This is a genomic window from Blautia acetica (genome assembly GCF_038739805.1).
Classification (GTDB): domain Bacteria; phylum Bacillota; class Clostridia; order Lachnospirales; family Lachnospiraceae; genus Blautia.
In genome coordinates this window covers 1-19,319 of the sequence record NZ_JBBEWO010000002.1, presented here as the reverse complement: position 1 = coordinate 19,319, position 19,319 = coordinate 1, and the positions used below count along the sequence as shown (strand labels likewise).

Annotated in this window: 17 protein-coding genes; 5 read left to right on the top strand and 12 right to left on the bottom strand. The window is 44.0% G+C overall.

The features are described 5' to 3' along the window. Window positions 1-7 precede the first annotated feature (7 nt). From WBS51_RS01430 to WBS51_RS01395, 8 genes are all read right to left on the bottom strand, one after another. Entirely contained in the window at window positions 8-2,317 is a 2,310-nt protein-coding gene (locus tag WBS51_RS01430; RefSeq protein WP_173748760.1) for a RelA/SpoT family protein, read from the bottom strand. Window positions 2,318-2,351: 34 nt separating this feature from the next. Beyond that, on the bottom strand, window positions 2,352-2,891 hold the full coding sequence (locus WBS51_RS01425) for an adenine phosphoribosyltransferase (RefSeq protein ID WP_291681185.1): 540 nt from the start codon (window positions 2,889-2,891) through the stop codon (window positions 2,352-2,354). A gap of 95 nt (window positions 2,892-2,986) precedes the next feature. Then, window positions 2,987-4,702: a single-stranded-DNA-specific exonuclease RecJ gene (gene recJ, locus WBS51_RS01420; protein WP_294460194.1), complete on the bottom strand. Its 1,716-nt coding sequence runs from the start codon at window positions 4,700-4,702 to the stop codon at window positions 2,987-2,989. A 76-nt stretch (window positions 4,703-4,778) separates the two neighbouring features. Beyond that, the gene (gene secD / locus WBS51_RS01415) at window positions 4,779-7,016 is read right to left on the bottom strand and encodes a protein translocase subunit SecD (protein ID WP_173748763.1); all 2,238 of its coding nucleotides are present in this window, start codon (window positions 7,014-7,016) and stop codon (window positions 4,779-4,781) included. A gap of 26 nt (window positions 7,017-7,042) precedes the next feature. Then, on the bottom strand, window positions 7,043-8,407 hold the full coding sequence (gene scfB, locus WBS51_RS01410; RefSeq protein ID WP_173748764.1) for a thioether cross-link-forming SCIFF peptide maturase: 1,365 nt from the start codon (window positions 8,405-8,407) through the stop codon (window positions 7,043-7,045). A gap of 122 nt (window positions 8,408-8,529) precedes the next feature. Then, a complete protein-coding gene (gene scfA / locus WBS51_RS01405) occupies window positions 8,530-8,670 on the bottom strand; it encodes a six-cysteine ranthipeptide SCIFF (RefSeq protein WP_022461131.1) in 141 nt (46 codons plus the stop codon). A 112-nt stretch (window positions 8,671-8,782) separates the two neighbouring features. Further along, window positions 8,783-9,157 (bottom strand): TIGR04086 family membrane protein, encoded by a 375-nt coding sequence (locus WBS51_RS01400; RefSeq protein WP_173748765.1) that lies wholly within the window; start codon window positions 9,155-9,157, stop codon window positions 8,783-8,785. Window positions 9,158-9,221: 64 nt separating this feature from the next. Then, the gene (locus WBS51_RS01395; RefSeq protein ID WP_173748766.1) at window positions 9,222-11,354 is read right to left on the bottom strand and encodes an LPXTG cell wall anchor domain-containing protein; all 2,133 of its coding nucleotides are present in this window, start codon (window positions 11,352-11,354) and stop codon (window positions 9,222-9,224) included. Between the two features lie 212 nt (window positions 11,355-11,566). Between WBS51_RS01395 and WBS51_RS01390 the strand changes: the two genes are divergently transcribed. The 5 genes from WBS51_RS01390 (at window position 11,567) to pflA (ending at window position 16,913) form a co-directional block, all read left to right on the top strand. Continuing rightward, window positions 11,567-12,865, top strand: coding sequence for an HlyC/CorC family transporter (locus WBS51_RS01390; protein WP_173748767.1), 1,299 nt, complete (start codon window positions 11,567-11,569; stop codon window positions 12,863-12,865). 4 nt (window positions 12,866-12,869) lie between these two features. Next, a complete protein-coding gene (locus WBS51_RS01385; RefSeq protein ID WP_173748768.1) occupies window positions 12,870-13,565 on the top strand; it encodes a YesL family protein in 696 nt (231 codons plus the stop codon). Window positions 13,566-13,794: 229 nt separating this feature from the next. Then, complete coding sequence (gene pflB, locus WBS51_RS01380) at window positions 13,795-15,870, top strand: formate C-acetyltransferase (protein ID WP_173748769.1); 2,076 nt, start codon at window positions 13,795-13,797, stop codon at window positions 15,868-15,870. A gap of 49 nt (window positions 15,871-15,919) precedes the next feature. After that, window positions 15,920-16,162, top strand: a complete 243-nt coding sequence (gene grcA3 / locus WBS51_RS01375) for an autonomous glycyl radical cofactor GrcA3 (RefSeq protein WP_173748770.1) — start codon at window positions 15,920-15,922, stop codon at window positions 16,160-16,162. Next, on the top strand, window positions 16,149-16,913 hold the full coding sequence (gene pflA, locus WBS51_RS01370; RefSeq protein ID WP_294460238.1) for a pyruvate formate-lyase-activating protein: 765 nt from the start codon (window positions 16,149-16,151) through the stop codon (window positions 16,911-16,913). Before grcA3 ends, pflA begins: the two co-directional genes overlap by 14 nt. Window positions 16,914-16,958: 45 nt before the next feature. On the opposite strand, the gene WBS51_RS01365 is transcribed toward pflA, so the two are convergent. The 4 genes from WBS51_RS01365 to WBS51_RS01350 form a co-directional block, all read right to left on the bottom strand. Beyond that, the gene (locus WBS51_RS01365; protein ID WP_173748772.1) at window positions 16,959-17,579 is read right to left on the bottom strand and encodes a YdcF family protein; all 621 of its coding nucleotides are present in this window, start codon (window positions 17,577-17,579) and stop codon (window positions 16,959-16,961) included. 31 nt (window positions 17,580-17,610) lie between these two features. Next, complete coding sequence (locus tag WBS51_RS01360; protein ID WP_291681192.1) at window positions 17,611-17,886, bottom strand: GNAT family N-acetyltransferase; 276 nt, start codon at window positions 17,884-17,886, stop codon at window positions 17,611-17,613. 29 nt (window positions 17,887-17,915) lie between these two features. After that, a complete protein-coding gene (locus tag WBS51_RS01355; protein ID WP_294460242.1) occupies window positions 17,916-18,971 on the bottom strand; it encodes a PD-(D/E)XK nuclease family transposase in 1,056 nt (351 codons plus the stop codon). A 138-nt stretch (window positions 18,972-19,109) separates the two neighbouring features. Next, complete coding sequence (locus WBS51_RS01350; protein ID WP_462904596.1) at window positions 19,110-19,313, bottom strand: transposase; 204 nt, start codon at window positions 19,311-19,313, stop codon at window positions 19,110-19,112. Window positions 19,314-19,319: the final 6 nt, after the last annotated feature.

Below are 19,319 nucleotides of genomic sequence, written 5' to 3'. Positions count from 1 at the left end.
AAACTCCTTAACCGGCAGTACGCTCAATATCCTTAACGCTGTCTATCTGCCTGATTTTCTCAATCAAACTGTTCAGCTCTTCCTTGCTTTTGACTTCAAAACAAATATTAATCGTTGCCACTCCCTGTTTGCTGGTTCTGGTATTCAGCGCCGAAATATCAATTTTCCGCTCTGTAAAAATCTTGGAAATATCCACAATCAATCCGGTGCGGTTATAGGCAAACACATTTAAATCTGCCATGTAACGCTCTTCCGTCTCTTGTTCCGGCACCTGCCATTCCGCATCAATCAGACGGTTCCTATCCTCTGCAGACATATTCATCACATTGATACAATCGGTTCGGTGAATGGTTACCCCACGGCCTCTGGTTACATATCCCACAATTTCATCTCCCGGAATGGGGTTGCAGCATTTGGAAAACCGCACAGCCACATCGTGAATACCTTTTACCACAATACCGCCTTTGGCCTTTCCGATATGCAGCTTCTCTTTATGCTCTGCCGTAGCCTCCAGCACCTTTTCGTCTGTCAGCTCTGCCTTATGGTCCTTATTATAGACTTCCAGCAGCTTGTTGATAATCTGACCTTCCTTTAAGCCTCCATGACCTAAGGCTGCCAGCACAGAATCCCAGTCTCTGAAACCGTATTTCTTCATAACCGCTTCCTGGTATTTGGGTTTTTGAATTTCCCCCAGAGCAACTGCTTTTACTTTTGCGTACTGTATCAGCATTTCCTTGCCCTTCAGGATATTATCTTCTTTTAATTCCTGCTTGAACCACTGGTTAATCTTATTCTTGGCCTGGGTGCTTTTTACTACTTTCAGCCAGTCCCGGCTGGGACCTTTGGAATTCTGGGAAGTGATAACTTCCACCCGGTCTCCGTTCTTAATCACATATTCAATGGGTACCAGTTTGCCGTTCACTCTCGCCCCTACCATCTTATTGCCCACTGCGCTGTGTACACTATAGGCAAAGTCAATAGGCGTAGAGCCGTTTGGCAGAGTCTTTACATCCCCTGCAGGGGTGAAGCAATACACACTTTCGGAAAATAAGTCCAAATCACTCTTTAGCAGACTTAAAAACTCCTTATTGTCAGACATATCTCTCTGCCATTCCAGAATCTGCCGAAGCCAGCTCATTTTTTCTTCTTCCGACTGTGTAACACTGACTTTTCCGTTATTGGAAACCTCTTTATATTTCCAGTGGGCCGCGATACCGTATTCTGCAGTCCGGTGCATTTCAAAGGTCCGAATCTGAATCTCAAAAGGCTGTCCCGTAGGACCGATAAGTGTGGTATGCAAAGACTGGTACATATTGGGCTTCGGCATGGCAATATAGTCTTTAAACCGGCCGGGAATAGGCTTATACATTTCATGGATAAGCCCCAGCGCTGCATAACAGTCCCTCACCGTGTCCACAATAATGCGGACCGCAAACAAATCGTATATCTGGTCCAGGGTTTTATCCTGATTCACCATCTTCTTATAAATACTGAAAAAATGTTTGATTCTGCCATCTATCTGCGCATGAATACCCGCGTGGTCAATATGGCTGCGTACATCGCCCACAATCTGGTCAATAAAAGCCTGCCGTTCGCTCTTCTTCAGATTGATTTTTTCCACCAGTTCATAATAGACTTCCGGGTGCAGGTATTTTAAAGACAAATCATCCAGTTCGATTTTCACCTTGGAAATACCCAGCCGCTGAGCAATGGGTGCATAGATATCCATGGTCTCTCTGGCTTTTTCCTTCTGCTTATGAGGCGGCATATATTTCAACGTCCGCATATTGTGCAGACGGTCTGCCAGCTTAATCAGGATAACGCGGATATCCTTTGCCATGGCTAAAAACATCTTACGCAGATTTTCCGCCTGTACTTCCACCTTATCTGCTGAATAATTCAACTGTCCCAGTTTTGTAACGCCATCCACCAGAAGTTCCACCTCTGCACTGAATTCTTCTCGTATCTGCTCAGAAGTCATAACCGTATCTTCTACTACATCGTGGAGAAGGCCCGCCACAATGGTTTCTTTATCCAGTTCCAAATCTGCCAGGATAATTCCCACACAGAGCGGATGAATGATATAAGGTTCTCCGGATTTACGCACCTGTCCTGTATGGGCATTATTGGCAATGTTAAAGGCTTTTTCTATCATGGAAATGTCCGTAGACGGATGGTATTTCCTGACACTGGAAATCAGTTCTTTATACAGAACCTCCGGACTGGTAAAATCCTCCATTGTCTTTACATTGGCGTCTGCCTGTCTGATTTTTTCTACTTCCTCTTCTCCCAGGGTGGACTCTCTTTTCTCTTCCATCACGCAACCATCACCTCTCGTTCATCACCTGATTTTATTTTCCTTCATAACGAATAACTGATGCAACATTATATTTGCTCAGACGTTCTCTTCCCTTTAATCCTGCCAGTTCCATAAGGAAGACAATTTTCACAACTTCGCCGCCCAGTTCTTCTACCATATGCGCTGCTGCTTCAATGGTTCCGCCTGTGGCAATCAAATCATCTACAATGGCTACCTTCTGTCCCGGTTTGATGGAATCCTTATGCATCTCCACCACGGCGCTGCCGTATTCCAGTTCATAACTCTGCTCAATCGTTTCACAGGGCAGTTTTCCTTTCTTCCGAACCAGCACCAGAGGCTTATGTAAATTATACGCAATGGGTGCTCCAAAAATAAATCCTCTGGACTCCGTTCCCACAATGACATCCACTTTGCTGTCCTCCAGCAGCTTCTGCATGGAATCCACAGCCAGAGCAAAACCGTCTGCGTCCTGCAAAATACTGGTAACATCCCGGAATATCACACCTTCCTCCGGAAAATCCGGAATACTTCTTACATACTCTTCTATTTTCTTTTCTTTACAATTTTCCATGTTCTCTCCCTGCCCTTTATATCGAATCCTGTCATATATCAGATTTTTATGTGGTTTAGTATATCATCTTTTTCTGGCAGAATCAAATTTTATTTTTACCGAATATTCTGAATCACCATTTCTATACTTTCCCGTCCCCGAAATACATTCACAGACGGATAATAAATCACATCCCAGCACTCTTTTTCCCGGAGTTTTTCCAGAAAGCCATCCCCATCGCCAAACCAGATACACTCTGCTGTAAATCCAAATTCGTCTTTCCCCTGCATTTTTACCACATTTCTGTTTTTCCCGAATACTCTGCAATCTGCAAAACGCAGCTTCTTCTGTGCGAACACCGGCTTTGTATTGCCTTTTCCAAAAGGCTCCAGCTGGGAAAGCTGACGAATCAGAGGAATCGTCACATAAGACATGGGCATAGGCACGTCAATGACAATTTTTTCTATCATATCCTCCTGGGTCAGCACACAGTTTTCATTTAATTTTCTGCGAAAGGCTTCCACATTCTCTTCCGGCAGGGAAAGGCCTGCAGCCATAGGGTGTCCTCCGAATTTTGTCAGCAGTTCTTTACACTTTACCATTTCCTGAAACATGTGATACGCTTCAATGGAACGCCCGGAGCCTTTCACCCCCTCTTCCGCCCGTGTTAGTACAAATACCGGCCGTGTGTATCTCTCCCGGATTCTCCCGGCAATAATCCCGGCCAGGCTTTCATGACAATCCGGCAGATAGATAACCAGCACCCGGTCATAAAGCAAATCCGTAGTTTCCACCAGTTCCACTGCCTGTTCAACCCCTTTTGCCGTCATATCCTTCCGGCTGTCGTTGAGATTCTTCAAATCTTCCGCCAGTACAGAGGCTTCTTTGACATCCTGAGAAAGCAGAAGCTGCAATGCCCTTTTTGCTGTGCTCAGCCGGCCGCTGGCATTCATGCAGGGACCCAGAACAAATCCGATGTGATATGCCGTGATTTCTCTGTTTTCCAGATTATTGACCCGTATCAGAGCTTTTAAACCTTCATTTTCCGGATTCTGCAGTCTTCTGAGTCCATCCTTCACCAAAATCCTGTTTTCATCCACCAAATCCATCACATCCCCTACCGTGGCAATGGCTGCAAAAGGAATCAGTTCTTCCGCTTCTTTAAAAGGAATTCCCAGTTTTTCATAAAGGCCGCAAATGACTTTAAAAGCTACCATGCCTCCGCAGATTCCCTTAAAAGGATAACCGCAGTCCTCCTGTTTGGGATTGACAATGGCATCTGCATCCGGCAGAAACGTACGGATACTTCCGTCTTCCTGTTCTTCATAAGGTACCTCATGATGGTCCGTCACCAGCACCGTCATGCCCAGCTCTTTTGCATAGGCAATCTGCTCTATGGCGCTGATACCGTTGTCGCAGGTAATAATCGTATCTGTTCCGGCTTCCTTTGCCAAATCAATCAGTTCCCGGCTGATACCGTAGCCGTCTTTCATCCGGTCCGGTATATCCACATCCACTGCTGCCCCGGCCCGCTTCAGCCCCTTTAGAAGAATATAAGTAGAGCAAACACCATCAATATCATAATCTCCGATAATCCTGATTTTTTTCTGCTCTTTGATTTTTTCTGTCAGGATGTCCAGAAGAGACTCCATTCCTTTCAACAGCTTCCAGGAATGAAGCTCCGTTATTTTCCCGTGCAGATACGTATCGATTTCCTCATCGGTAATCTGTTCTCTGTTCCGGATAAGTCTGGCCACCACCGGGTCTATCCCAAATTTATTTGCAATCTGCTGAAAGTCCGCCTTCTTGGCAGACACTACCCATTTTTCCATAAATTCCTCCGCTTCTGTATTTTCTAAACAGGAAAGAGACTGCCGCATTTCCTGCAGCAGCCTCCCGTCTGAAATTCTATTTCTGTTTCTTTATTTTTGTCTTCATCACATACCACAGGGCTCCTGTAATACATACGGAAGAGTAACCGCCGCATACAATGCCTACCATCAGAGGCAGAGCAAATTCGCGGATAGAAGAAACTCCCACAATAAACAGCAGGAATACCATAATAAACGTGGTCAGTGAAGTGTAAATACTTCTGGTAAGCGTCTGTGTAATGCTGGCGTTTACCAGAGTTTCCAAATCTTCTTTCTTTCTTCCTGCAGCCAGATTTTCCCGGATACGGTCAAAGATAACAATCGTTGCATTGATAGAGTAACCCACAATAGTCAGCATACATGCAATAAAAGTATTGCCCACGGATACTCTGGCAATGGCATAAAATGCAAACACAACCAATACGTCATGTATCAGGGCAAGAACCGCACTGCTGGCAAAACGGATATCCTTGAAACGGAACCAGATATACAGCAGCATCAGCACCGTTGCCATAATTACCGCTTTTGCCGCGTCTGTACGCATTTCGCTGCTGACCGTAGAAGAAATACTCTCTGATGTAATCTTTTTGGCGTCTACGCCAAATTCATCTACCAACGCATTTTCCAGACGTTCTCTCTGTTCTACGTTCAAAGTCGTTGTTTTGATAATGACCTGATTGCTGTCCACGACTTTTGTAGCCTGTACATTTTTGTCTCCCGTTATTTCTTCTACCAGAGGCGTTACCTGGGAATCGATGTCCGCAATAGACATATTCTCATTAAAGGTTACGTTTGTAGAGGTACCGCCCTTAAACTCCAGACTGTATTTCAGCGCTTCTCCTGTGCTTCCCTTAAAGGCCATCATGGCAATGGGACCGCTTACAATCATGAGGATTGAGATTGCAAAAAAGACTTTCTTTTTCTGCAGGAAGCGGATAGGCGTTCTCTCTTTTCTCTTTCCGTAGAATTTCTCATCTTTGATTCCTACTGCATAAGCCGCGTACATCACATACCTGGAAATCACCAGTGCAGTAAACATGGACAGTACAATACCAAGAGCCAATGTCTGTGCAAATCCCTTGACAGAGCCGGAGCCCATCCAGTTTAAGACAAAAGCAGCGATTAATGTAGTAATGTTTCCGTCAAAAATAGCGGAAAATGCCTTTTTGAAACCGTTCTGCAGCGCGGTTCTCACACTTTTCCCCGCTGCAATTTCTTCCTGGATACGGGCATAGATGATAACGTTTGCATCCACAGCCATACCAATGGAAAGAATAATACCCGCAATGCCCTGCAGCGTCAGTGTCAGGTCAAAGGCATTTAAGGCAATCAAATCCAGACACACATAAATAATCAGGGCAATACCGGACACCAGACCCGGAATCCGATACACAACAATCATAAAGAGAATAATCAAAGCAAGACCAATGGCTGCCGCAAGCAAACTGGTGGAAATAGCTTCTTCCCCCAACTGTGCTGCAACCACACTGGAACGCAGTTCCGTCAGTTCCAGTTTCAGACCGCCGATACGAATGGTAGAAGCCAGATTTTCTGCTTCCTCTGCACTGGCCATACCATCAATCTGTGCATTTCCGTCTTTGATTTCAGACTGTACATTGGGAACGCTGACAAAACTTCCGTCATAATAAATACCAATACTGTCTTTTCCCGCTTCATATGCACTTTTCGTAGCTTCGGCAAATTTCTTTGTTCCCTCTTTTGTAAAAGAAAGACTGACCACATTCACCTTATTGCTCAGGTCATCCTGAGATACAGCTGCTTTAGCGTCCTTTACATCTGTACCGGTCAGAACAATACCGCCGTCTGCCTCAATCTCTTCGATGGTTTTGTTCAGCTTATATTCTCCCGTTGCAGCGTCATAACTATAGTTTTCGTTGCCCTCAGAATCCTTGTGGGCAATAAAATACAGGGAACCTGGTTTTCCAAGTTCTTCCAGAATCTTATTGGCATCTGTTACACCGGGAATTTCCACGATAATGCGGTTATCCCCTTCTTTGTAAACCTGCGCCTCTGTACTGTACTGCTCCACACGCTTCTGGAGTTTATAAATAGTATCTGACATTTCGTCTTCCGTAGGTGATTCTTTTGACGCCTGATAAGTAATGCTGACACCGCCGGACAAATCCAGACCTGTCTTAATATTCTTTGCGGCACCTGTACCCGTAGGACCAAAGCCCACTGCAGTGGTAAAAATCAGAAGCGCCGTAACGATAACAGTCAGCACCAATACCAGTACTCCTCTGCTTTTCTTCATTGTTTTTCCCTTCTTTTTCTTAGATTTTATTCTGCTTCTTCTGCCTCTGCCGCTTTCAGCATAATGGCGCATTCCACTCGTTTTCTCTGTAATTCACAGCCCAGTTCATAGACGTCATTGATGGAACCGTGGAAATTGTAGGAGTTTGCCGCACAGCCGCCGCTGCAGTAGAATTTTGCAAAACAGTTCTGGCATTTTTCCTTTGCGTATACATTGCACTCTTTAAACTCACTGCAGATATCCGTGCGCTTTACACCATCCCACACATTGCCCATAAGGAATTTTTCTTCTCCTACGAACTGATGGCAGGGATAAAGATCCCCCCACGGAGTGACAGCCAGGTATTCCGTACCGGAACCACAGCCGGATAAACGCTTGTACACACAGGGACCGCCTGTTAAATCTATCATAAAGTGGAAGAAATTAAATCCTTTGCCTTCTTTCTTCCGTTTTATCATTTCTTTTGCCAGCTTGTCATACTCTTCACAGATTTTCGGTACATCTTCCCACTGCAGAGCATATGCTTCTTTCTCGTCTGCCACCACCGGTTCCACAGAAATCTGGTCAAATCCCAAATCTGCCAGGTGCAGCACGTCTTCTGAAAAATCCAGGTTATGACGGGTAAAGGTTCCTCTTGCGTAATAACTCTTTTCCCCTCTGCTCTTGGCAAATTCCTGAAATTTCGGCACCACTAAATCATAGCTGCCTGCCCCTTTGCGGAACGGACGCATGAAATCGTGAACCTCTTTTCTTCCGTCAATACTCAAAACCACATTGGCCATTTCTTTATTGGCAAATTCCATAATTTCGTCATTTAAAAGGACGCCGTTGGTTGTCAGTGTAAAACGGAATTTTTTATTGTGAAGTTCTTCCTGTTCTCTTCCGTATTCTACCAGCCGCTTTACCACATCCCAATTCATCAGCGGCTCTCCGCCAAAGAAATCAACTTCCAGGTTCTTTCTGTTCCCGGAATTGGCAATCAGGAAATCCAGAGCCTGTTTTCCTACTTCATAGGACATCATAGCTCTGCGTCCGTGGTATTCCCCTTCTTCCGCAAAGCAGTATCTGCAGGCCAGATTGCAGTCATGGGCAATGTGCAGGCACAGGGCCTTTACCACCGTTTCTCTTTCCTTGAAATGTTCAATGGCGTTTCTGTAAATATCCTCTGTAAAAAGCATACCTGCGTCTTTCAGCTCCCGAATCTCGCCGCAGGCTGTGCGGATGTCTTCTTCCTTATACGTGCTTTTTAAGGCTTCTAAAATTTCTGTTTCCTGTTTTCCCTGGTCTAACAATCCGATTATCTCATAGACCAACTCATCTACTACGTGTACGGAGCCGCTGTTGACGTCCAGTACAAGATTGTAGCCATTATTTTTATAACGATGAATCACCGTGTTTCCCCTTTCTCTTGTCTTCTGCTCTTAAAATTTTGTCCCTGCAAAAAATGAGCAGCGGCTTTTATACCGCTGCCCTCATTCGCTCCTCGCATGTAAAAGCTGCCTGAGTCCTCTGATTATTTGTGTTCGCAGCTCTGGTTTCCTACTGTACAGGATGTCTTGCATGCGGACTGGCAAGATGTCTGACATTCTCCGCATCCACCTTTTTTCACGGTGTTCTGTAAGCTTTTTGTATTTAATGTTTTGATATGTTTCATCACATATTCCTCCATATGTATTAGATTTTAAGATATAATATACATCTGGCAGTATTATAGCATAGCTGGTATCGCCAGGCAAGTGTTTCTTTCCCGGATTCTTTCAGGCCTTTCAGGAAAGCATACCGCCCAGAGCTCCCCCAATGGTGCAGAGAAAAAACAGCAGCGCCATTTCTTTCATGTCGCCCCGCATCTGGTGCTCTGTGAGAAAAGTTACAGCTGTCAAAAGACAGGCATATCCCACGCCCAGACCCATGCCCCATAAAAATCTTCGGATTTTCACCTTTTTTCCCATATAAAAGCCGCCCAACAGGCTGGACAATATGTATATCACCATAATTCCCAGGTTTACCTGGCTCTCTCCAAGCCCCAGCTTATACAGGAGAAAAGCCAGCACAAGCAGCAGTATCCCTGTTACAGCATAAGCCAGCACAAGAGCCTTCATCATCAGCAGAGGTTTTGCATTTTTTGACATTGTCTGTTCCATAGAGAAACCCTCCCATATGTTAAATATATGGAAGGGTTTGAAAAACATGACTCTTTGTCACACTCTATTTTTTCTTTTTTCCCAGAATAATAGCTATCACTGCCAGTACAACTGCCGCTCCTCCTGCCAGGAGATATGTCATAATGTTATTTTCATCGCCTGTTTTTACCGTACGGATAACCTTGGTATTGCTCTTCTTTGCAGTAGAAGCTGAAGACTGTGTATTTGTATTTGCAGCCGTGCCCGTTGTTCCGGAATTCTGCGTTGTCTGGGTTGTCGTTGTCCCTCCTGCAGTACTTCCGGAAGAGCCTGCAGCAGTACCTGTGGAAGGCTTGTGATTATTGCTGCTGGTTCCCGGACCTACAATCTGATGTCCCCCTACATTGAAGGGGCTGAAAGAGGCCGTCTCAAAGGAAAGGTACTCTTTTCCATCCACTTCCTCCACAGACATATTTCCCACTTTTCCGTCACGGTCAAATACGAAATATTCGTATTCATTATTCCCCAGATAATGGGCAATAGACAACTCTGAATAGCAATTTGCATTTTCCGGAAGCGGAATCAGCACTTTTACTTTTTCTCCTTCCGGAAGTTTATACTCTTCGTTTTCCTTTAAATCCCAGAGTTTTAATTCATATGCGGAAAGAATTTCTCCGATTCCCGCATCCGGCAGCTCACTGACTGCGTCATTATAGGAAACCTGCAAATCCACATAAAACGGAAGGAAATCTCCGGATACCTGTACCCCTGTGGCTTCATCTATCAGACTTCCCACCGGAACTGCCTCCGGTGCTTTATCGGCTACTTCTCCTGTCTTGCCCTGTTCTGCGCTGTAGTCCACGTTTTCTTCGGTTGTTTCCTCTTTCTCCGGTGCTTTTTCCTCTTCTACAGGAGTAATGACAACCTTGTCAGAATCTTCTTTGCCTTCCTGTTTATCCTCACTGTCTGTCTTATCTGTTTCGTCTGTTTCGTCTTTTTCCCCGTTGTCCTGGGGAGTTTCCGGCTTTTGAACCTCATCTTCTTTATCTGTGCTGTCTTCCGGTTTTTCGGTGTTTCCTTCATCGGTACCGCTCTCCGGATTTTCGGTATCCTCTTTGTCAGCACTGTCTCCCGGCTTCTCTGTATTGTCCTCAGGCTTGGTTTCCGATTCCGGATTTTTCAGTTCCTCGGTTACCACCTTCACGGTTCTGACAACGGTCTTTGTCTCTTCATTCCAGCCGGATACCTGGCTGTAATCTTTTTCCTCTGTATCGGAAGGGGTAAATACAACTTTTCTCTCTGTCTCATAAGCTTCCGGTTCCGCCTGATTTTCCCAGGCAAAGCTTCCGGTTCCCGTAAAGCCGGCTGCTGCAAAATCAAAGGCTGTCCACTCTGCCTTTTTCTGCAGATTCACCTGCGCCGGTATGGTAACCGCCCCCTCCTGTTTTTCCTGGGGCTTCAGTTCCTCTATTGTTACTTTTACGGTTTTGACCACTGTCTTTGTATCTTTATCCCACCCGGATACCTGCGTATAGTCATACTGCTCTGTGTCCTTTGGCGTAAAAACCACCTGCAGGGAAGATTCATAAGCAGAAGGTTCTGCTTTATCCTGCCATGCAAAGGTTCCCTCTCCTGAAAATCCGGCTGCAGAAAACTGAAAGTTTTTCCATTCTTCCAAAGAAGCCACCGTTACCTGAGATGGTATCTCCACAGTACCTTTCTTCTTTGTCTCTTCTGCCTGTCCCGTCACAAAGGCATTTTTGCCGGCTTCTGCTGCGGAAGTATCTACATCAGAAGCTGAGAGCTGATTTCCCACAACCGTCAGTCTGCCCTTTCCGGTTACTTTCACCAGTGGGCCGGTAAAGCCCTCTGCGCGCTTGATGGAAACACCTGCCGGAATGATAAGTTTTTGCTCTGTATTGACCGTTACGGTACCGCACACCAGAACAGTGCCTTTGTCCCCCGCAAGGCTCAAAGCTTTTTCCAACGAGGAAACTGCATTTTTCTTTGTACTGCCGTCTGCTTTCTCATCTGCCGCTGCCTCTCCGTTTACATATACGGAAGCTGCTGCTGTTTTTTCCTTTTCCTGTGTCTGCTGGGCAGCAAATACCGGCACTGTCACATCCGTTACCGCACCTGCCGCTACTACAGAAGCCAACGTAAGTCCCAGTACATTGGCTGTTACTTTTTTATGTAAATTCTTTTTATTTCTGTTCATTTACCTGTTCCCTTCTGCTTCTCTGTTTTCATGATTCTGAAGGCATTTCCTGTTTTTTTCCTTATTTTGATAAGTATAGCACAGTTTTTCCTTTTCCGACACCCCCTAAAAGTAACTTTTTTCTCCCTTTTCTTGCATTCTATTTTAAAATCATGTATATTAGTTTTAATAGCTGGTTAAGCTGTAATTTATTTTAAAAGGAGTTGAAACTATTGGATTCCAGTGACGCCATACAGTTTCTGATTCTGATTCTTTTGATTTGCCTTTCGGCATTCTTTTCATCAGCAGAAACTTCTATGACAACCGTAAACAAAATTCGTATTCAGTCTCTTGCTGAGCAGGGTGACAAAAAAGCCCAGACACTTCTCAAGGTGATAGAAGATTCCGGCAAGCTCCTGAGTTCAATCTTAATCGGAAACAATATCGTAAACATCACAGCCTCCTCTCTGGCCACGACCATTACCATGCGTCTGTTCGGCAATGCGGCAGTGAGTATCAGTACCGGTATTATTACTCTTCTGGTTTTGATTTTCGGAGAGATTACGCCCAAAACTCTCGCCACCCTTCATGCAGAAAAAATGGCTCTTGCCTATGCCAGAATCATTCGTCTGCTTATGATTATTCTCACACCCGTGATTTTTATTATAAACGGCCTGGCCCACGGTGTATTGACGCTGATGCGGGTAGATGACAGTGTAAAAGGAAACACCATTACGGAACACGAACTTCGTACGCTGGTAAATGTAGGCCATGAAGAAGGTGTCATTGAAAGCGAAGAACGACGCATGATTTACAATGTATTCGACTTTGGTGACTCTCAGGCCCAGGACGTTATGATTCCCCGTATTGATGTAACTTTTGCGGATGTTAACAGCAGCTATGAAGATTTAATTCAGCTGTTCCGTGAAGAAAAACATACCCGTTTTCCTGTTTTTGAGGACACCACGGACAATATTATCGGTATCATTAATATGAAAGACCTTCTGCTTACAGAAAAAAAGGGATTTTCTGTACGAAAACTTTTAAGAGAAGCTTATTTCACCTATGAATATAAGAAGACATCCGAACTTCTGATGGATATGAAGGCCAATTCCGTATCCTTTGCCGTAGTTCTGGACGAATATGGTGCAACCTCCGGTATTGTTACGCTGGAGGACCTCATTGAAGAAATCGTAGGAGATATTCACGATGAATACGATACAGAAGAGGAAGAGGATTTAACAGAAATTATTCCTCATCAGGAATATGTGGCTCTTGGCTCTGCAAGGCTGGATGATTTAAATGAAACTCTGCACCTGGACATCGAATCCGAAGATTACGATTCCATAGGCGGCTACATAATTGAACAACTGGACCGTTTCCCCGAACAGGGAGAATCTCTTACTACAGAATCCGGCATACGACTGGTAGTGGACAAAGCGGAACGAAACAGAATTGAATCCGTTCATATTTATCTTCCGCCCAAAAAAGAACAGGTTTCTGAATCTGACAACAATTTAAGAAAGGATTGACATTATGAGCAGTTTTTTTAACATGGACAGCCCGATTATGCGGTTTTTGTCCCGTATATGTGACTTGATGATTTTAAATATTTTATGCATTATCTGCTGCCTTCCTGTGGTGACAGCAGGCGCTTCTATCACCGCCCTTTACACCATTACACTGAAAATGGTACGCGGAGAAGAATCCTATATTTTCAAAGGATTTCTCAAAGCTTTTAAGGAAAACTTTAAACAGTCTACCATTCTGTGGCTGATTATGGCTGTTTTGGGACTGTTTATTTTTGTAGATTACCGTGCAGCTTCTTTTCTGCCTGAAAACATGAGTACTATTTTCCGTATTCTCATTGGGGCCCTTCTGGTTTTATATCTGATGGTGCTGACTTATGTTTTCCCCTACACGGCAAGATTTGAAAATAATATCAAAAACACTTTCAAAAATGCTCTGCTGATTTCTATTTTGAATCTGCCCTGGACACTGGTTCTGGTTGTCTGTCCGGCAGCCCTTGTATTTGTAACCTTCCTTACGCCTTCCACTCTGGTGTACGGCAGTATGCTGTGGATGCTTCTGGGATTTGCTGCAGTTGCGTATGTTTCTTCCATTATTTTCCGCAAAATATTTGCAAAATATGAGCCGCAGGAAGAAGAGAACACATCCAATCCAGATGCTTTCAGTCTGCCTGAAGAACCTGCAGATTCTGAAGAAAATTAAATTATCTTGATACTGGAAAAACAATGAAAATGCCGCATGAAAAGCAATCCGGAATATGCAGATATTCCCGGTGTGCACGAAATGCGGCATTCTTTTTTTGCTCATATTTTTCCGATTGTATGGAATAATAAACATGGTATTACCTTGACTTTTTAAGTCCAATATTATAGAATCCACATATAACAGAAAAGTTATTTGCAACTAACTACAAGATATAGGAGGTTATACTATGCTCAAAGAATGGGAGTCTTTCCAGGGAGGCATCTGGGAAAAGGAAATCAATGTTCGGGATTTTATCCAGAAGAACTATGTGCCTTATGACGGAGATGATACTTTCCTGCAGGGACCTACACAGGCAACACAGGATTTATGGCAGCAGGTTATGGACTTAACAAAGCAGGAGCGGGAAAAAGGCGGTGTCCTGGATATGGATACCAAAGTAATCTCCACCATTACTTCTCATGGTCCCGGTTATCTTGATAAAGCAAAAGAAACCATTGTGGGATTCCAGACCGACAAACCTTTTAAACGTTCTCTGCAGCCATACGGCGGTATCCGCATGGCTATGAAAGCCTGCGAGGACAATGGATATAAAGTAGACCCGGAAGTGGTAGAATTTTTCACCAAACACCGCAAAACACACAACGACGGTGTTTTCGATGCCTACACACCGGAAATGCGCGCCTGCCGTTCCAGCCACATCATCACAGGTCTTCCCGATGCATACGGAAGAGGCCGCATCATTGGTGATTACAGACGTGTGGCCCTTTACGGCGTAGACCGTCTGATTGAAGACAAACAGAATCAGAAGGACAGCACCAGAACCATTATGTACTCTGATGTAACCAGAGAAAGAGAAGAACTTTCCGAACAGATTAAGGCTTTAAAGGAATTAAAAGAGCTTGGCCATATTTACGGCTACGATATTTCCCGTCCGGCACAGAATGTCCAGGAAGCAATCCAGTGGCTGTATTTCGGCTATCTGGCTGCCATCAAAGAGCAGAACGGCGCTGCCATGTCCCTTGGACGTACTTCTACTTTCCTGGATATTTATGCAGAAAGAGACTTGAAAAACGGCACTTTCACAGAAGAACAGATTCAGGAGTTTATTGATCACTTTATCATGAAGCTGCGTCTTGTAAAATTTGCCAGAACACCGGAATACAATGCCCTTTTCTCAGGTGACCCCACCTGGGTTACCGAGTCCATTGCCGGTATGGGAATTGACGGACGCCACATGGTAACCAAAATGTCCTACCGTTATCTCCATACACTGGAAAATCTGGGCACAGCGCCGGAACCAAACCTGACCGTACTCTGGTCCACCAGACTGCCGCAGAACTTCAAACGTTTCTGTGCAAAAACTTCCATTGCATCTTCTTCCATCCAGTATGAAAATGATGACTTGATGCGTGTTACACACGGAGATGACTATGCAATTGCCTGCTGCGTGTCTTCCATGAAAGTGGGAAAAGAAATGCAGTTCTTCGGTGCAAGAGCAAACCTGGCCAAGTGCCTGCTCTACGCTATCAACGGCGGTGTAGACGAAATTTCCAAAAAACAGGTAGGACCGAAATACCGCCCCATCACTTCCGAATATTTGGACTACGAGGAAGTCATGGAACGTTTCCAGGATATGATGAAATGGCTGGCCTGCGTATATGTGAACACTTTAAATATCATCCACTATATGCATGATAAATACAGCTATGAAAGACTGCAGATGGCTCTCCACGACAAAAAAGTAACCCGTTGGTTTGCCACAGGAATTGCCGGACTTTCCGTTGTTGCCGATTCTCTTTCCGCAATCAAGTATGCCAAGGTAAAACCAATTCGTGACGAAAACGGTATTGCCATTGATTACGAAATTGAAGGAGATTTCCCAAAATACGGAAACGACGATGACCGTGTAGACGATATTGCATACGATATCGTGCACCAGTTTATGCAGTATATCAAAGGAAATCACACTTACCGAAACGGAATTCCAACAACTTCTATCCTGACCATTACCTCCAATGTGGTATATGGAAAGGCAACCGGTTCTACTCCGGATGGAAGAAAAGCGGGACAGGCCTTTGCTCCGGGTGCAAACCCTATGCACCACAGAGACCGTCACGGCGCTGTGGCCTCTTTAAATTCTGTTTCCAAGCTTCCTTTTAAGGACGCACAGGACGGTATTTCCAATACCTTCTCCATTATCCCCGGTGCGCTGGGAAAAGATGATGCTATCCTGTTTGATGACATTACTTTCGAGCTGGAACCGGATTGCGCCTGCTGTGAACCTAATGCACAGCTTGATTAATCTCTGAAGACAAAAACTTTTCATAAAAAATTTAACGGAGGTAGAAATTATGAATATCAGTGACGCTCAGATTGACAACCTTGTAGGTTTATTAGACGGTTATGCCGAAAAAGGCGGCCACCACTTAAATGTAAATGTATTTACAAAAGAAACTCTTTTAGATGCACAGGAACACCCGGAAAAATATCCTCAGCTGACTGTTCGTGTATCCGGATATGCGGTAAACTTCAATAAGCTGACAAAAGAACAGCAGGACGAGGTTATTTCCAGAACTTTCCATGATGGAATGTAAAGAAACCGGTTATATCCATTCTCTGGAAACCTTTGGCACGGTAGACGGTCCCGGAATACGCCTTGTGGTGTTTTTCCAGGGCTGCCCTATGCGGTGCCTGTACTGCCACAATCCGGATACCTGGGCACCGAAAAAGGGCCAGACAATGACCGTAGATGAGATTCTGGATATCTATGAAAAAAATAAAGGCTTCTATTCCAAGGGTGGTATCACAGCTACAGGGGGGGAACCTCTTATGCAGCTGGATTTTCTCATTGCCCTCTTTGAAGGTGCAAAAAAACGGAAGATTCATACCTGTCTGGATACATCGGGAATTCTCTATCGGAAAGAAAAAGACGAAGCGTACAGACGGCTTTTTGCCTCTACAGACCTTCTTCTCCTGGATTTAAAACACAGTCAGGCAGATACCCATAAAACCCTTACCGGGCAAGCCCTGCAGTCTGTTCTGGAGTTTCTCGACGCTGCTGACAAATCTGGGGTTTCTGCAATTATCCGTCATGTAGTGGTCAAAGGCTACACCGATACCCCAAAAGAATGGGACGGCATCGGAAAAATCATTGCAGAGCATAAAAATGTCAAAGGTCTGGAAGTGCTCCCTTATCACAATATGGGAGAAATCAAGTATAAAGAACTGGGACTTTCCTATCCTCTTCAGGGAATGGAAAATCTTTCAAAAGAACTGGCACAGAAAGCCCGGCAGACCATTTTACAAAGTATCCGAAAATACCGCAGCCAGAATCATCTCTCCTAAAGCCTTTTCAACCGGAAAACAGAGGATTCGTCTCTGTCTTCCGGTTCATTTATCTATTGGCTCTTCTTTTCGTATTTCCCCTATGATTTCATGAAACTGTATGCCAATGCGTTCCATTTCTCCCAAAACCACCTTTGTCCCCTGCTCAGTCTGATACCAGTTGTCCTTTCGGATACTGCTTTCTTTTACCGGACAAACCAGAAAACGGGTATCCGGGTACAAAAGCTGATAATACAAAAGACTTCTTCTGGCATGATAAGGCTTGCAGCAAAGAATGGCCTGCCGAATCTCCAGACGAGCCTTGTCTGTTACTTTTCTGGAATAAATCGCATTTTCATAGGTATACGTGGCTTTTTCTTCCTTTAAAACAGCTTCTTTGGGAACCCCGTTTTCTATCAAAACACGGCTGAGAAATTCCCATTCCGTATGGTACTTTCCCGGATAAAGCGCTTCCTTTTCCTGTACACCACCAAAGTGTCCCTGTGTAATACTATAACGCCCGGACGGAAGAATATAAGGCGCAAAACCTTTCTTATAAAGCTGTGCCGCCTCTTCTGCAAGCTGCGGAAAGCCGCTGCCGGGGATGAAAATAATATCCGCTTTTTCCGGTTCATTCTCCACAAAAACAAAATCTGTAATCTGCTTCAAAAATGCTGCATGTTTCATAAGTTTCTGTCTTCCTTTTCCAAACGTTCTTTTATTCCTGTATGATGTGCTGAAATTCCTTATGACGCGCAAACCAGCCTTTTGCATACGAGCAGGTAAGCACTGCTTTCTTCCCCTGTCTGGAAATTTCTTCTGCCGCAGCCTGCATCAGTTTCCCTGCCATACCGGTTCCCCGGAGAGAGGGAGAAACAAAGGTATGATTAATCTCCACGGTATGCTCATCCAGTTTCGGAAATGTTACCTCTGCGTTTTTTTCCCGGTTTTCATCCATATAATAAATGGCATTTTCTTCCACGATAAAATTCATATTTCCATTCTCCTTTTTGCAAGTTTTTTTCATGCCTGTTGTTCATCCTTCCTGGATTCTAAACGTTTAATTTTTTCCTGAAGCTCTGCAATTTGCCTTTCCCGTTCTTCCATTTCCTTCTTTGCTCTTTCCTCCGCTGCTTTTCTCTCCTGTTTCTCCTGTTCTGCCCTTTCCTCCGCTGCCTTTACTTCTGCCTCCAACTCTTCAACCATATAACTCACTGTGTTCCGGTCCATTTCCTCCAGTTCTTTTGAAAATAAACTCATAATACCCTCCACATTTCTGCACATCTGGTACACTTCTTCATATATTTCACGAAACTCAGGATACTTTTCCAAAAGTTCCATGATTCTTTCCGGCTCATCGCTGCTGAGTAAAAACAGCCAAGCCTCCAGTTTGTTTTCTATAGACCTATTTTCTATATTTTTCCGAAAAATGTCAAGAGCTACCAATACACTTTTCTGAAGTGTTTCCAGCTTTAGTCCCGTATCATAGATGTGCTCCCCATAATGGAGATACTTATCTGGAATCTCATGAAATTCTCTTGTACTTTTCTCAAATAAAACAATTGTATATACTTTCTTTAAATCCCTGTAATTAAACTTTTTATTTTCGCTCCTCTTCCTGTCCTTCACTCTCTTGTATTGTCTGAGCAACAAATCTGCGGAGTAGCACGCTGTCCTCTGGCCAGGAAAAGCATAACCTATCTTCTGTATTTCCAAATTTGCAATTCTTCCATCCTCGGTCTCTATTACAATATCTGTAATGAGCAGGGTATATTCATCTGCCAGACGAACGGAATCATTGGGCAAAATTTGTTTAATACGGATTTTTGTCTCCAGCAAAAGACTTAACAGCTCTTCCAGTCTTTCTGCATGATATTCCGGATTGAAAATTTCTTTAAAAAAAGAATCATACAGAATCTTTACTCCCTTTACTCCTGTACAAAAATCCAGAAACTCCTCCTGCTGTTCTTCGCTCCAGCTCTCAAACAAATTTGTCAGTTTCTCTTTCTCCCCAATCAGGTTCAGCACTTCTTCTCTTGTGCGGATGATTGGAAAATACGTTTTCAGTAAAGTGTCCATAAACATCTACCTCCCTGTTTGCTTTATTTTACATTTTTGAAATACCGCTTCAGAAAAGAAGCTATAGAAAAAAGACGTTTAGACATAAGATGATATAAGTTTTCTTAGTCTGAATGAATGATGTATAAAGATATGTTATCATCTTTGTTTTACAGATACAAGCACTATTTTCCGCATAAAGGAAATCCGTTTATCTGATTCGCATGATATCTTCTTTGTTATGACTCGCATAAATTCAACACCAGAAAGGGTCAGTTCTTTCCATTGTCCTTTGTTCCGGTAATCTTTTACAGAAAAAGTAACGTTTTCATCGTCCATACAGATGATGCGGTGATTGCTGATGGCAAT

What these genes read in the sequence shown, in the direction of transcription:
- WBS51_RS01430 (WP_173748760.1), bottom strand. Translation starts at nt 2,317, where the DNA reads ATGGAAGAGAAAAGAGAGTCCACCCTGGGAGAAGAGGAAGTAGAAAAA.
- WBS51_RS01425 (WP_291681185.1), bottom strand. Translation starts at nt 2,891, where the DNA reads ATGGAAAATTGTAAAGAAAAGAAAATAGAAGAGTATGTAAGAAGTATT.
- recJ (WP_294460194.1), bottom strand. Translation starts at nt 4,702, where the DNA reads ATGGAAAAATGGGTAGTGTCTGCCAAGAAGGCGGACTTTCAGCAGATT.
- secD (WP_173748763.1), bottom strand. Translation starts at nt 7,016, where the DNA reads ATGAAGAAAAGCAGAGGAGTACTGGTATTGGTGCTGACTGTTATCGTT.
- scfA (WP_022461131.1), bottom strand. Translation starts at nt 8,670, where the DNA reads ATGAAACATATCAAAACATTAAATACAAAAAGCTTACAGAACACCGTG.
- WBS51_RS01400 (WP_173748765.1), bottom strand. Translation starts at nt 9,157, where the DNA reads ATGGAACAGACAATGTCAAAAAATGCAAAACCTCTGCTGATGATGAAG.
- WBS51_RS01395 (WP_173748766.1), bottom strand. Translation starts at nt 11,354, where the DNA reads ATGAACAGAAATAAAAAGAATTTACATAAAAAAGTAACAGCCAATGTA.
- WBS51_RS01385 (WP_173748768.1), top strand. Translation starts at nt 12,870, where the DNA reads ATGAGCAGTTTTTTTAACATGGACAGCCCGATTATGCGGTTTTTGTCC.
- pflB (WP_173748769.1), top strand. Translation starts at nt 13,795, where the DNA reads ATGCTCAAAGAATGGGAGTCTTTCCAGGGAGGCATCTGGGAAAAGGAA.
- grcA3 (WP_173748770.1), top strand. Translation starts at nt 15,920, where the DNA reads ATGAATATCAGTGACGCTCAGATTGACAACCTTGTAGGTTTATTAGAC.
- pflA (WP_294460238.1), top strand. Translation starts at nt 16,149, where the DNA reads ATGATGGAATGTAAAGAAACCGGTTATATCCATTCTCTGGAAACCTTT.
- WBS51_RS01365 (WP_173748772.1), bottom strand. Translation starts at nt 17,579, where the DNA reads ATGAAACATGCAGCATTTTTGAAGCAGATTACAGATTTTGTTTTTGTG.
- WBS51_RS01360 (WP_291681192.1), bottom strand. Translation starts at nt 17,886, where the DNA reads ATGAATTTTATCGTGGAAGAAAATGCCATTTATTATATGGATGAAAAC.
- WBS51_RS01355 (WP_294460242.1), bottom strand. Translation starts at nt 18,971, where the DNA reads ATGGACACTTTACTGAAAACGTATTTTCCAATCATCCGCACAAGAGAA.